Annotated in this window: 11 protein-coding genes; 4 read left to right on the forward strand and 7 right to left on the reverse strand. The window is 45.1% G+C overall.

Features of this window, described 5'->3' with window-relative positions; all coding sequences use genetic code 11:
• Nucleotide 1: 1 nt before the first annotated feature.
• Both ctaD and coxB read right to left on the reverse strand, forming a co-directional pair.
• The gene (gene ctaD, locus BUC05_RS05555; RefSeq protein ID WP_011247235.1) at nt 2–1,876 is read right to left on the reverse strand and encodes a cytochrome c oxidase subunit I; all 1,875 of its coding nucleotides are present in this window, start codon (nt 1,874–1,876) and stop codon (nt 2–4) included.
• A 32-nt stretch (nt 1,877–1,908) separates the two neighbouring features.
• Complete coding sequence (gene coxB / locus BUC05_RS05560) at nt 1,909–2,943, reverse strand: cytochrome c oxidase subunit II (protein WP_073304264.1); 1,035 nt, start codon at nt 2,941–2,943, stop codon at nt 1,909–1,911.
• 397 nt (nt 2,944–3,340) lie between these two features.
• Between coxB and BUC05_RS05565 the strand changes: the two genes are divergently transcribed.
• On the forward strand, nt 3,341–4,246 hold the full coding sequence (locus tag BUC05_RS05565) for a COX15/CtaA family protein (protein ID WP_011247237.1): 906 nt from the start codon (nt 3,341–3,343) through the stop codon (nt 4,244–4,246).
• A gap of 174 nt (nt 4,247–4,420) precedes the next feature.
• Here the strand turns inward: BUC05_RS05565 and pyc are convergent, their stop codons facing one another.
• Nucleotides 4,421–7,870: a pyruvate carboxylase gene (gene pyc / locus BUC05_RS05570; RefSeq protein ID WP_073304266.1), complete on the reverse strand. Its 3,450-nt coding sequence runs from the start codon at nt 7,868–7,870 to the stop codon at nt 4,421–4,423.
• A 233-nt stretch (nt 7,871–8,103) separates the two neighbouring features.
• Nucleotides 8,104–8,385 carry an Fpa/YlaN family protein gene (locus BUC05_RS05575; protein ID WP_011247239.1) on the reverse strand — a complete coding sequence of 94 codons (282 nt, stop codon included), beginning with the start codon at nt 8,383–8,385 and terminating at the stop codon, nt 8,104–8,106.
• A 159-nt stretch (nt 8,386–8,544) separates the two neighbouring features.
• Between BUC05_RS05575 and BUC05_RS05580 the strand changes: the two genes are divergently transcribed.
• A complete protein-coding gene (locus tag BUC05_RS05580; protein ID WP_073304268.1) occupies nt 8,545–9,057 on the forward strand; it encodes a hypothetical protein in 513 nt (170 codons plus the stop codon).
• Here BUC05_RS05580 and BUC05_RS05585 read toward each other — a convergent pair.
• Entirely contained in the window at nt 9,054–10,391 is a 1,338-nt protein-coding gene (locus BUC05_RS05585) for a PhoH family protein (RefSeq protein ID WP_035201578.1), read from the reverse strand. The genes BUC05_RS05580 and BUC05_RS05585 overlap by 4 nt on opposite strands.
• Before the next feature lie 242 nt (nt 10,392–10,633).
• Between BUC05_RS05585 and BUC05_RS05590 the strand changes: the two genes are divergently transcribed.
• Nucleotides 10,634–10,834: a YlaI family protein gene (locus BUC05_RS05590; protein ID WP_011247242.1), complete on the forward strand. Its 201-nt coding sequence runs from the start codon at nt 10,634–10,636 to the stop codon at nt 10,832–10,834.
• A 66-nt stretch (nt 10,835–10,900) separates the two neighbouring features.
• Here the strand turns inward: BUC05_RS05590 and BUC05_RS05595 are convergent, their stop codons facing one another.
• Nucleotides 10,901–11,236, reverse strand: a complete 336-nt coding sequence (locus tag BUC05_RS05595) for a YlaH-like family protein (RefSeq protein ID WP_011247243.1) — start codon at nt 11,234–11,236, stop codon at nt 10,901–10,903.
• Between the two features lie 31 nt (nt 11,237–11,267).
• Complete coding sequence (gene typA, locus BUC05_RS05600) at nt 11,268–13,106, reverse strand: translational GTPase TypA (protein ID WP_011247244.1); 1,839 nt, start codon at nt 13,104–13,106, stop codon at nt 11,268–11,270.
• Between the two features lie 259 nt (nt 13,107–13,365).
• Between typA and BUC05_RS05605 the strand changes: the two genes are divergently transcribed.
• On the forward strand, nt 13,366–13,554 hold the full coding sequence (locus tag BUC05_RS05605; protein ID WP_011247245.1) for a DUF5325 family protein: 189 nt from the start codon (nt 13,366–13,368) through the stop codon (nt 13,552–13,554).
• The last annotated feature ends 19 nt before the right edge of the window (nt 13,555–13,573 follow it).

Genomic DNA, 13,573 nt, shown 5'->3' on the forward strand with positions numbered 1-13,573 from the left:
ATTATTTGCCACCTCCCCATTTTTTCAAATCGGCCTGAACGACGCTTTTTGGAATATGATAGCCATGGTCGTCTTTGATCGACCGGAGCGCCATTGATCCGAACGTGAGGATCGCACCTACGGCAACAACGATCCATGGGCTGACAATTGGGTTATCCATTTCCAACATAATCAGGCCAAAACCGCCAAAGAAAAGGCCAATCGAAATAATAAGCGGCAAAATTGAACCGTTTGGCATGTGAATGTCGCCAACAGGTTCTGCCGGTTTCATTGTTCCGTCACCATGCACTTTTTCATAGAAAAGCGGATCGAGGGAACGAATTTGCGGCGTTTGCGCAAAGTTGTATTCAGGCACAGGCGTTGGCGTTGCCCATTCAAGCGTCCGTGCATCCCACGGATCGTTTATGCCAATGACACGCTCCCCTTTAAACGCTGAATAAATAATATTAATGACAAGCAAAATGACAGCAGCCGACATAAAGAACGTGCCTACTGTACTAATTAAGTTGAAATCATCCAAGCCTTGGCCGCCAAGGTATGTATAAACGCGGCGGGGCATTCCCATCAGTCCAAGGAAATGCTGGATAAAGAAAGTCAAATGGAATCCGATGGTAAACAAAACAAAAAACCATTTTCCCATCTTCTCATTCAGCTTATGGTTAAACATTTTCGGATACCAATAAAACAATCCGGCAAATAGCGCAAACACAATCCCGCCGACAATGATGTAATGAAAGTGTGCAACGACAAAGTACGTATCATGGTACAAATAGTCTACCGGCGCCATTGCGAGCATGACCCCTGTAACGCCGCCAAGCACGAACGTCGGCACGAATGAAGAAGCAAATAGCATCGACGTATTAAATGTGATTTTGCCGCCCCACATCGTAAAGAGCCAGTTAAAGATTTTAATACCTGTCGGAACAGCAATGGTCATTGTAGCAATCGCAAAGATTGAGTTAGCCACTGGACCGATACCGACTGTAAACATATGGTGAGCCCACACCATGAAACCAAGGAAAGCAATGATCATCGTCGCGAATACCATCGCTGTGTAACCGAAAAGCCGTTTGCGTGAAAAGGCCGGAATGACTTCAGAAATGATTCCGAACGCCGGCAAAACGAGAATGTACACTTCTGGGTGCCCGAAGATCCAGAAAATATGTTGCCATATGACGACATTTCCCCCTGCTGTCGGGTTGAAAAACTGGGCATCGAATATGCGTTCAAGCATAAGCAAAGCAAGCCCGGCCGCTAGAGGCGTAAAGGCAAACAAAATTAACGTGGACGTGACGAATGATGTCCAAACGAACAACGGCAAGCGCATCATTGTCATACCTGGTGCACGCATGTTAATGATCGTCACGAGGAAGTTAATCGCAGATATTAATGTCCCAATCCCCGAGACTTGTAAACCGAGTACGTAAAAGTCAAGGCCAAGCTGGTTTTCATTTAGTGACAACGGCACGTAAGCTGTCCAGCCTGCATCAGGGCCGCCGCCAAAGAACCAACTAAGTGATAAAAGCAGTCCGCCCGACATAAAAATCCAAAATCCGAGCGCGTTTACAAACGGAAACGCGACGTCGCGGGCGCCAATTTGCAAAGGAATGAAGTAGTTCATAAAACCAAACAACAAAGGCGTCGCTGCCAAAAACAGCATGATGGTGCCATGCATTGTAATAAATTCATTAAACGTCTGGCCGCTTAAAAACGTGTTTTCAGGAAACATGAGCTGTATCCGCATAAACACAGCCATCAACCCTGCTTTAACAAAGAAAAGCGTTCCGGCAATTAAATACATAATGCCGAGTTTCTTATGGTCGACTGTCGTCAGCCAATCCCAAATAACGCTTTTTTCTTTTTTATAACTAGCCAATCTAAGACCCTCCTTTACCCGTTCTTTCTATATTAATACTCTTGATCGGCTCCCCGCACTTGTAACGAACGCAAATACTCGACAATCGCATCGAGATCTTCATCGCTAATGTCGGGATGAGCTGGCATGTTGTTGCCTTGCTTCAAAGATTGCGGGTCTCGAATCCATTCTTTCAACAGCTCGTCGTCGTCGATGTCATAGACGCCAGCAAGCGTTTGGCGATCACCAAAGTTGGTCAGCGCTGGTCCTGTCGCCATGCCTTGTCCGCCAATGGCATGACAAGAAATGCAGGCATTTTCTTGGAAAGCTTCATAGCCTGCTTCGGCATTGGCCTCCGTAGCTTCTTGTTCAACGGCAAGCATGTCTTCCACCCACGCGTCATACTCATCGCGTTCCAAAGCAATTACTTTAAAATCCATGAGCGCATGGGACGGTCCACAAAGTTCAGCACATTTGCCTTTATAGACGCCTGGTTCGTCGGCATTAAGCGTCAACGCATTGGTTACCCCTGGAATATTGTCGATTTTCCCGCCAAGAGCCGGCACCCAGAAAGAGTGGATTACATCTTCGGCATTCAGTTCAAATACGACATCTTCCCCTGCAGGGATATACACCTCTTGTCCAGCTGTAAAGCCTTCTTCATAATCAAATTGCCACCAGTATTGATGACCAGTTACTTTTATGTACACTGCGTCCTCATGTTCGCTTGGATCCGCGTTCACATGGAAATCAAACGTTCCTGTAACGGTAGGGATGAATAAAATAATTAGCAAAATGATCGGAATGACGGTCCATGTAATTTCCATCGCCGTATTCCCGTGTACTTGCTTCGGCAGTACGTCATCGCCATCTTTGCGACGGAATTTAAAAATGACGAGGAAAAAAATCACAAATACAACAATGGAGACGAACGTCATAACCGCTATCGACAATAGCATGTTGTCATAAATCCATTGTGCTGCAGGCCCTTTAGGGTCAAGCGCAGTCAGGTTTTCTTCCCCTAGACAGCCTGAAAGCAAAAACAGCATTAATGCTACCGGTACAAGCCGCCATATCTGTTTTCTCATCAAAGCCCCTCACTTTCTTTTTCACATTGTCTGATCTCTTTTTTTTGCCAACAGCGAACGAAAACTCGTTTTTACAAGCACTTTACGCAACCGTATTCATTTTTCAGCACTCCGATTAAACAGAAAACACTTAGGATTGCAAACTGTGCTAACGATTGGTACCTAGTTGTCAGGCAGCCTTGTAAAAACTGTCTTTTTGATTATAACGCAAAATGGGGACGGTTTCATCATATTCCTTTTGTTCACGTAAATGTCACAATTGAAACCGTCAAAGAATGTTCGCAGCTGAAAAATTGACTTTACTTAGTACCTTTTTTAAGATGGAAGAAGCATTTTCAAGACCCACTCTAACTTTACCATATTTTTCGATAAGATTATAGAAGGAAAGGTGAAACGATTGCATAAAGGATTAAAAAGATTAGGCGTTATCACCTCGCTCGGCGTGCTGTTGGTGCTCATCCAAGGCGCCCTCGTCACGAATACAGGTTCTGGTGAAGGTTGTGGGCAAACATGGCCCTTATGTTTTGGCCAAGTCATCCCTCTCGACCCGCCTCCTGAGACGGTCATTGAGTTCTCACACCGCCTTGTCGCCGGCATCGTCGGCATGCTTGTGATCTTAATGGCGATTTGGTCTTGGCGTCGCCTAAAGCATATGCCAGAAACTCGCTTTCTCGCGGTTATTTCCGTCTTTATGATCATTTTTCAAGGTTTGCTAGGAGCAGGCGCGGTTGTGTTTGGCCAGTCTGATTTAATCATGGCGCTTCACTTCGGCTTCTCCGCTTTGTCATTTGCATCGGTTGTGCTATTAACGAGGCTCGCTTTTGAAGATAGCAATCCCCAAAAGCAGTATGCACCAATTGTTTCAAAGGCATACAAAGGCTATGTTATTTTTGTAGCGATTTATTCCTATGTAGCGATCTACACAGGCGCATATGTAAAACATACGAACGCAACGCTTGCTTGCTCAGGCTTCCCCCTTTGCAATGGGCAATGGGTTCCTGATGTGTTTACTGAAGCGATCGGCGTCCAGCTCTTACACCGAAGCGCTGCGATCTTGCTTTCACTGCTCTTGCTCGTTTTATTTATTTGGACGGTAAAAACGTTTCGCGCTTCCCGCGTGCTCGTCGTTTGCGCAAGCCTAGCAATGCTGCTCGTTATTGGTCAAGCCGCTTCAGGTGTTGCCGTTGTCCTGACATACAATGCAACGCTAACACTCGGTATTTTCCATGCGTTGCTCATTTCGCTCCTATTTACACTGCTCTGTTACATGGTCATGCTTGTCACGCGGCACAAAGCTAAATAAAAAACGCAAAAACCGGCTGGGCTAGTGCCCAGCCGGTTTTCAGATTGTAGACAAACGCTCGGTTTCCCATTCTACGTTGCTCCCTCGTTCATTTGCTCATTCGCATCTTCACTCGGTTTCGCGCCTTGACGGCCAAGCGCTGTCTGTTTGATAATCGTCTACGTTTCATACAAGCTACTCGGATAGTTCAATGAGCAAGTCGCCTGTTGAAATCGACTCTCCATCTCGTGCATACACTTTTTTAACCGTACCGCTAATTGCTGCTTGGACAGTTGTCTCCATTTTCATCGCTTCTGTAATCATCAAATGGTCGCCTTTCTCCACTTTGTCGCCTTCAGCTACAAGGGCCTTAATGACCGTTCCTGGCATTGAAGCGCCAATATGGCTCGGGTTGTTTTTCTCTGCTTTCGGACGTGTCACGGTTGTTGTCTTCACATCCAAATCTTGAATATGAACTTCACGAGGTTGCCCATTCAGTTCAAAATAGACGATCCGTGTCCCGTCTGGTTGTGGGTCTGACACAGATACAAGCTTGACAATTAACGTTTTCCCACGTTCGATTTCAACTTCAATTTCCTCGCCTAAATGGAGGCCGTAAAAGAATGTCGGCGTATCCAGGACGGACACATCGCCAAATCGTTGGCAAAATTGCTCATACTCCATAAACACTTTTGGATATAAGGCATAGGAAAGCACGTCATGGCTCGTGACTTGACGGCCAAGCTCTTCAAATAAGCTTTTGCCAACTGCTTTAAAGTCCACTGGCTTCATATGTTCGCCAGGGCGCCCCTCAATCGGCTGCTTGCCTTTTAAAATAATGCGCTGCAGCTTTTCAGGAAAGCCTTTGTACGGCTGGCCTAAGTGCCCTTGGAAAAACTCTACTACGGAATCAGGAAAATCAAGGCTTTCGCCACGCTCAAAAATCGCTTCTTCCGTTAAATCATTTTGTACCATATAAAGGGCCATATCGCCAACTACTTTGGAGGATGGCGTTACTTTTACAATATCGCCAAACAAGTCGTTAACGCGACGGTACATTCGTTTCACTTCATTCCAACGGTTGTACAGTCCAACTGCTTTTGCTTGTTGCTGAAGGTTGCTATATTGACCCCCTGGCATTTCATGCTCGTACACTTCTGTATGCGGAGCATTCATGCCGCTTTCAAACCCACGGTAAAATTTGCGTGTGTCATGCCAAAATTGATCGAGCTTTTCATAATTGCCAACATCCATTTTTGGTTGGCGGCTTTTTTCCGCTAATGCATAATACAAGCTGTTTGCGCTTGGTTGCGAAGTCAGGCCTGCCATTGAGCTGACGGCGACATCGACAATATCAACGCCTGCATCGACGGCACGGGCATACGTGAAAATACCGTTGCCGCTCGTGTCGTGCATATGCAAATGAATCGGAATGTCGACTGCTTCTTTTAACTCAGAGACAAGTTGGTAGGCCGCCTCCGGTTTTAACAATCCAGCCATATCTTTAATGGCAAGAATATGGGCGCCTGACGCTTCTAATTCTTTGGCCATTTTTTTGTAGTAATTTAAATCATATTTATCGCGATTTTTGTCCAAAATATCGCCCGTGTAGCATACAGCCGCTTCTGCCACTTTTCCGCTCGCCCCCACAGCTTCAATGGCTGGCTTCATTGCTTCCACCCAGTTCAAGCTGTCAAAGATCCGGAAAACGTCGATGCCTGCTTCAGCCGACTTCTGGACAAAATCAGCAATGACGTTGTCAGGATAGCTTGTATAACCGACGCCATTGGAAGCGCGTAAAAGCATTTGGAACAGCACATTAGACACTTTTTCACGCAATGTAAGAAGCCGTTCCCACGGATTTTCATGCAGAAAACGCATCGCGACATCAAAAGTCGCTCCGCCCCACATCTCAAGAGAAAACAAATCAGGAAGCAAGCGCGCTGTAGGTTCAGCAATTTTCTTTAAATCATACGTGCGCACACGTGTCGCTAGCAGTGACTGGTGGGCATCGCGGAATGTCGTATCGGTCAACAACACTTTTTGTTCTTGCTTGACCCATTTCGCTAATCCTTCTGGCCCACGCTCATCTAAAATTTGCTTTGTGCCCGTTGGTATCGGCTCGTTTTTATTAAATGCAGGGACAACCGGTTTGTCAAACAGCGGCTTTTCCCCTTTTTCCAAACCTGGGTAGCCATTCACAACCGTCTCTCCGATAAAGGACAACATTTTTGTCCCCCGGTCTTTTCGTTTAGGAAAGACAAATAGCTCAGGTGTTTCGTCTATAAAATGAGTATTGTATTCGCCATTTAAAAACTGCGGGTGCGTGACGACATTTTCCAAAAATGCAATATTTGTCTTAATGCCGCGAATCCGAAATTCCCGTAGATTACGTACCATCTTCAAGGCTGCAGCCTCAAACGTTAACGCCCACGTTGATACTTTTACGAGCAACGAATCGTAGTGGGGGCTAATGACAGCGCCTTGGAACCCGTTTCCAGCATCAAGGCGAACACCAAAGCCGCCACTTGAACGATAGGCATTGATTCTTCCCGTATCCGGCATAAACCCATTTGCAGGGTCTTCCGTCGTTACCCGTGACTGGATCGCGTAGCCAAAACAAGCGATATCTTCTTGTTTAGGAATGTCGAGTTCTTTTTCATGGAGTTTGTAACCGTCGGCAATTTTCAACTGCGACTGCACGATGTCGATGCCAGTAATCATTTCCGTAATCGTGTGTTCCACTTGGACACGAGGATTGACTTCAATAAAATAGAATGTTCCGTCATCGGTGACGAGAAACTCAACCGTACCGGCGTTTACGTAGCCGACATTTTTCATCAAGTTGACGGCTGCATCGCAAATATTGTTCCGCACTTCATCGGACAGGGATACGCTTGGCGCAATTTCGACTACTTTCTGATGGCGCCGTTGCACCGAACAGTCCCGTTCATACAAGTGGACAATATTTCCGTGCTTATCAGCTAAAATTTGCACTTCGATATGTTTAGGGCGTTCGACAAATTTTTCTACATACACTTCATCGTTGCCGAACGCTGATTTCGCTTCAGACTTCGCCCGTTCATACGATTCTTTTACATCCTTTTCTTCGCGGACAATACGCATACCGCGACCGCCTCCGCCTAAGGAAGCTTTGATGATGAACGGATAGCCGTGTTCGTCCGCAAATGCTTGGACTTCCTCTAAGCTAGCAACTGGGCCATCGCTTCCTGGAATGACAGGCAACCCTGCTTTTAATGCTTGTTCCCGTGCCTGTATTTTGTCACCAAACATCCGAAGGTGCTCAAGCTCAGGCCCGACAAAAATCAGCCCTTCTTCCTGACAACGTCTGGCGAATTCGATATTCTCTGACAAAAACCCATAGCCTGGGTGAATCGCATCAACATCATGTGCTTTTGCTGTCGCAATGATGTCTTCAATGTCCAGATAAGCATCAATCGGCTTTTTTCCTTCGCCAACGAGATACGCTTCATCCGCTTTATAGCGGTGAAAAGCACCTGTGTCCTCTTTTGAATAAATAGCGACAGTGCGGATGTTCAACTCTGAACATGCTCGAAAAATCCGAATAGCGATCTCCCCACGATTTGCAACGAGCACTTTTTTAATCGATTTTAATGCGTTCATAACGACTACCTCCCCAACTCGTTTCAAACAAGCTTTTTTCTTTTTTTATACTTTGAACGATTTTTGTCGATTTGGCAACTATAAAGTTAAAAATTTTTTCGTTTCAGGCTAAAAAAAAAAGCTAGATCCGCTATATTACTTGCCTTTCTGTCAATCTAAAATTTTTATTTCGCTCCTAACTCGTCCATCATCGATGCTTGGATTGCAGAAAAACCGGGCAAGTTGCCCGGTTTTTATTTTCTCATAGAAGCTTCATGCAGCAGCGCAAGTTTGCGTTCCAATTCGCTTAAAATCATTTTCCCTTTTTCTTCCTCTACTAATTCAAGACGGATGGCAAAGTCAATTTCCCTTGACAAGCCAAACATCCGCGTATCTAAAACCTCTTCGTAGAGGGGGCATTGCGGCATCGTCAAATTTTCCAGCTGCACTTCAATGAGTTTCTGAATTTTTTCAGCATCTGCCTGCAAGAGCGCGTACGCTTTCTCGCTCTGGCTAGTCACAGCATTCGTCGTCAAGGTGTCCCCTCCTTGGCTAAATGTTCGTTCTACTTACATAGTATCTTTGTTTCCCCGAAATTGCAATCTTTTTCCCCAGTTTCGAACAGGCAGAAGCCGTGACAATTGCGCTATTCCCCGCTATACTTTTGGTACGGTGTAAAAATGGAGGGTGCTTCAATGGAAGAGTTTGTGTTTTTTATTTCAGGAAAAGTCGCTAGACCACTAACGCTTGACCCGACTGTATGGATATTTGATGAGCGAAAAATTGATTTGGAAGCGTTTTTTCAAAGTGAAGAAGGCTTGCCTGATGACAATGATTTAGTAAGCTACACGAAAGCAGTAGCAAAAAAATGGGATAAGGAAATGCTTGAAGGCTCTGAGCCACCGAACCCGAACCGTGATTCGAATCAAATTGCTTTTGAACGGCAAAAATGGACAAATGGTTCTTTTGGCATGCCGCTAAAGCCCTTTATCCGCAACGCTGCTCCAGAAGAAAGTGCAACAGCAATCGAAATACGCACGACGGATGGCAAAACGTTTCCTTTCAGCATTGAGCAGGGCGATTCGTTCATTGCTGCTTTTTCCGAAAAAGGCCAGCCTTTAAAAGAGGATGGCCCTGTCCATGTCTATCTTGCCGATGACAGCAGCAAAGAACCCGTTCGCCGCGTGCACGAAATCGTGTTCATCTAAAGCAAATCTGCGGCAAGTTGCGCTAGCGCTGAGCGTTCTCCTTTGATCAATCGAACATGTCCGCTCAGCGCTTCTTTTTTAAACGTTTCCACTGCATACGTTAGCCCATTTGTATATTCATCCAAATACGGGTGGTCAATTTGTGCAGGGTCCCCCATCAACACAATTTTACTGCGTTCCCCCACTCGCGTTAATATCGTCTTCACTTCGTGTTTCGTTAAGTTTTGCGCTTCATCAATAATGATGAACTGGTCGGGAATGCTCCTGCCCCGAATGTAAGTAAGCGCCTCTACTTGAATCGAACTCATTCCCGCTAGAATCCGATCCAGCTCGCCTGGCTTTTTTGTGTCAAATAAAAATTCAAGATTATCGTAAATAGGCTGCATCCAAGGTTTTAGTTTTTCCTCTTTCTCGCCTGGCAAATAGCCGATGTCTTTGCCGAGTGGAACAACAGGGCGGGCGACAACAAGCTTTTTATAAAGGTGGAGGTCTTCCGTCTGCAAAAGCCCCGCAGCAAGCGCCAATAACGTCTTGCCTGTCCCAGCTTTCCCAATCATCGTCACAAGCGGCAAGTCTGTCCGCAACAGAAGCTCCAGTGCCATCTTTTGCTGGGCATTACGTGGGCGAATTCCCCATACTTGCTCATGCTCGCCTACAAGCGGTTTAATCGAATGGCCAAGCAAATCGACTTTTCCAAGCGCTGAACTAGAAGGTTGGACGTGGTCTTTTAAAACGACAAATTGGTTTGGGAAAAAGGAGCGGTCTGGCAACATTGTCACAGACACTTGACCACTTTTATAAAATTGGTCGATGACTTCCTGGTCGACATAACAAGTTTCAAAACCATCATAGCCTTTATCTGTTTCAATCACACGGTCATTTAGGAAATCTTCTGTTCTTAAATCAAACGCATCTGCCTTAACACGAACTAGCGCGTCTTTGCTGACAAGGACGACTTCACATCCGTTTGCTTTTTCATTCTCTTCCTTCTGCAAATTTAAGGCAACCGCAATGATGCGATTGTCATTTGTCATTTCAGCAAAGCTATCTTTTAAATGCTTGAAAGAGCGATGATTTAGCTCCACGCGGAACACCCCGCCCCGGTCAAGGACGACCCCTTGATGGAGTTTGCCGCCATCACGCAATTGGTCGACCATTTTTGCGATCAAACGCGCATTGCGCCCGATTTCATCCATGTTTCGCTTTTTAGAATCCACTTCTTCCAATACGACAGCGGGAATGACCACTTCATGCGGCTGAAATTGGTAGATCGCATATGGATCTTGAAGCAGGACATTTGTGTCTAATACATAAATTTGATTAGCTTTCCCCAAATCATACGCCTCCCGACATGTGCAGCTCGATTTCCTTTTTAAGGCAAGCCTCCTTTTCATTATCGTATGTAGGAGCAAAACAACTTAGACGAAAGTTTAGAAAGAAATGCAGGCGTTTCTTTTTTTTCGTAAATTGTTTACAATAACAATAACGGTTCAAGTTCCTCCATCCGTATGTGCCTGTTTTTTTAAAAGAAATTGGATAATTGATCCATATAAAACTCGAGGAGGTGCAGCCAAAATTGAAAGTAAAATGTGTCATGTGCGACAAAATTAATGATATTGAAGATTTTAGCACCCTTGCCAAACGGCTGCGCAACCGTCCTATCCATACCTATATGTGCGACTCTTGTAAAGCAAGAATTGAAAAACGGACGATTGAGCGTAAAGCGACTGGCTTATTTTATACCCCCCATCAAAAAGAAAAGAGTGACTGGCCATAAAAGCCAGTCACTCTTTTTAAAACGCTAGGCGTATTCATCCGCCTGATTGGTACGATCACTTTCCGTTTATACATTTTGCGATTTTTCTTTGCGGTGGAGGTGCAGCCGAAAACGATAAATGCCTAGCACGACAGCAGAAATGGCTAATACGGCTAAAATCGGCGCGCCAAAAACGAATTCCAAAAACCAGAGCCCAAAGCTGCCAATTACTAACAAAACGTAAATAACGACCATTTTCAATAACGGCAGTTTCCTCGCAAAACCGAGATTGAAAACAATCACACAAAGGACAATTGTCGCCACAAAAGCAATAAAACCAATCCATGGGTTCTCATAGGTCGCTTGCATAAGCCACGGCATGCTTTCAAGCGGAACCGTTTTTTGCTCAGCTAGAAATTCCATGTTCTTTTCAGCCCTTCCTCACCAATAATCATCACTTACTTGAAGCGATTTTTCTCCGTTTTTCTTCCCGTTCCCGTTCTGATTTGTTCAAGATTTTTTTGCGCAAGCGAATCGATTGTGGCGTCATTTCGCAGTATTCATCGTCATTCAAATACTCAAGCGCTTCTTCTAGCGTCAAAATGCGTGGTCGTTTCATCGTGACCGTGTGCTCTTTTGTGGCAGAACGGACATTTGTCTGCTGCTTCATTTTCGTAATGTTGACAGTCAAATCATTTTCCCGTGTATGTTCGCCCACAATCATGCCTTCGTAAATTTCTGTGCCTGGTTCTACAAAGATGGTGCCTCGGTCTTCTACATTGATAATTCCATATTGGGTCGCTTTTCCTGTTTCAATGGAAACAAGCACTCCTTGGCGTCGACCGCCAACTTGGCCAGCAGTAACTGGCTGATAGGAATCAAATGAATGGTTTAAAATCCCGTATCCTCGTGTTTGCGTTAAAAACTCCGTTGTATAACCGATCAACCCACGAGCAGGTACGAGAAATTCAAGCCGAACTTGTCCACTTCCTGTGTTGGCCATGTTCACCATTTCGCCTTTGCGCTCCCCAAGAGATTGCATAACGGCACCTTGGTATTCCTCTGGCACATCAATTTGCACACGTTCTACCGGTTCGCACCGGATACCATCGACTTCGCGGATGATGACTTCCGGTTTGGATACTTGTAGTTCGTACCCTTCACGGCGCATGTTTTCAATTAAAATGGACAAGTGCAGCTCGCCACGCCCTGAGACAACCCACATATCAGGGGAATCTGTATTTTCCACACGCAAACTAACATCGGTTTCTAATTCGGCTTTAAGCCGTTCTTCTAGTTTACGGCTTGTTACAAATTTTCCTTCACGACCAGCAAAAGGTGAATTATTGACTAGGAAAGTCATTTTAAGTGTCGGTTCATCGATCCGTAACGGTGGCAACGCATCTTGATGCTCTATCGGACAAACCGTTTCGCCAACATTGATTTCTTCCATTCCCGAAACAGCCACTAAATCGCCAGCTCTTGCTTCGCTAATTTCAGCGCGTTTTAAGCCAAGAAAGCCGAACAGCTTTGTGACGCGAAATTGTTTGACTGTGCCGTCAAGCTTCATGAGAGCCACTTGCTGGCCCACTTTAATCGTGCCTCTAAATACTCGGCCAATCCCAATACGGCCAACATAATCGTTGTAATCAAGCAACGTAATTTGCAGCTGCAACGGCTCATCGCTATTGTCTACTGGGGCCGGGATTTGCTCTACAACCGTTTGGAAAAGAGCATCCATGTTTTCGTCTTGCTTTTCTGGCGATAAGGATGCCGTCCCATTTATAGCAGAAGTGTAGACAACCGGAAAATCAAGCTGGTCTTCATCTGCTCCTAAATCGATAAACAAATCAATGACTTCATCCACGACTTCATTCGGCCGGGCTGCAGGACGATCAATTTTATTCACGACTACAATCGGTGCCAGCTTTTGCTCAAGTGCTTTTTTCAAAACAAAACGCGTTTGCGGCATGCAGCCTTCGTAAGCATCGACGACAAGAAGAACACCGTCAACCATTTTCATAATCCGCTCAACTTCGCCTCCAAAGTCGGCGTGTCCTGGCGTATCCATGATGTTGATACGTGTCCCTTTGTAATTGATTGCTGTATTTTTTGCTAAAATGGTAATGCCTCTTTCTTTTTCAATCGCATTCGAATCCATTGCTCTTTCTTGCACAGTTTCATGTTGCAAAAATGTGCCAGATTGTTTTAAGAGTTCATCCACTAATGTCGTTTTTCCGTGGTCAACGTGGGCAATGATCGCAATATTACGCAACTCTTCGCGTACAGTCATGTTTTTTCTCTCCTTCTATGTTAAGCCCATTTTGGTCATCCGTACTGGAAGGCATGGGCAATCATGGATGAAAGGTTCTCTCTCATTCAGGCTTTTAACTGTACAAGTATACCACAAATTGAGCCCCGTTCCTACTTCAATTGCTGAAGAATGTCGTAAAGATCGTGATTCGAAATGTTTTCCGTTTTGTCACAGTCTTTACTTTCCCTTTTTCGCGGATCACGGTACACTAATCAATAGCGAGGGAAGGAGGCCCGTTTTGAAAAAAGAAAATCTATTGTTTTTAACGCTTTCAATTATAACGGTATTGTGCATTATGGCAATTGGCGTTGCAGTGGCAGAGCGGAGTCTCGTTATAGCCATTGTTGCGATTTTAGGTATTTTCCTTTCAATGGGACTCGGCTTTAGCCGCAGAAAAAAAAATGAATCGAATCATAACTCTTTTTAAAATGAAAAGAGAGCCACTG

The sequence above is a fragment of the Shouchella rhizosphaerae genome (genome assembly GCF_900142675.1).
GTDB classification, from domain to species: Bacteria; Bacillota; Bacilli; order Bacillales; family Bacillaceae_D; genus Shouchella; species Shouchella rhizosphaerae.

What these genes read in the sequence shown, in the direction of transcription:
- coxB (WP_073304264.1), bottom strand. Translation starts at nt 2,943, where the DNA reads ATGAGAAAACAGATATGGCGGCTTGTACCGGTAGCATTAATGCTGTTT.
- pyc (WP_073304266.1), bottom strand. Translation starts at nt 7,870, where the DNA reads ATGAACGCATTAAAATCGATTAAAAAAGTGCTCGTTGCAAATCGTGGG.
- BUC05_RS05580 (WP_073304268.1), top strand. Translation starts at nt 8,545, where the DNA reads ATGGAAGAGTTTGTGTTTTTTATTTCAGGAAAAGTCGCTAGACCACTA.
- BUC05_RS05595 (WP_011247243.1), bottom strand. Translation starts at nt 11,236, where the DNA reads ATGGAATTTCTAGCTGAGCAAAAAACGGTTCCGCTTGAAAGCATGCCG.
- typA (WP_011247244.1), bottom strand. Translation starts at nt 13,106, where the DNA reads ATGACTGTACGCGAAGAGTTGCGTAATATTGCGATCATTGCCCACGTT.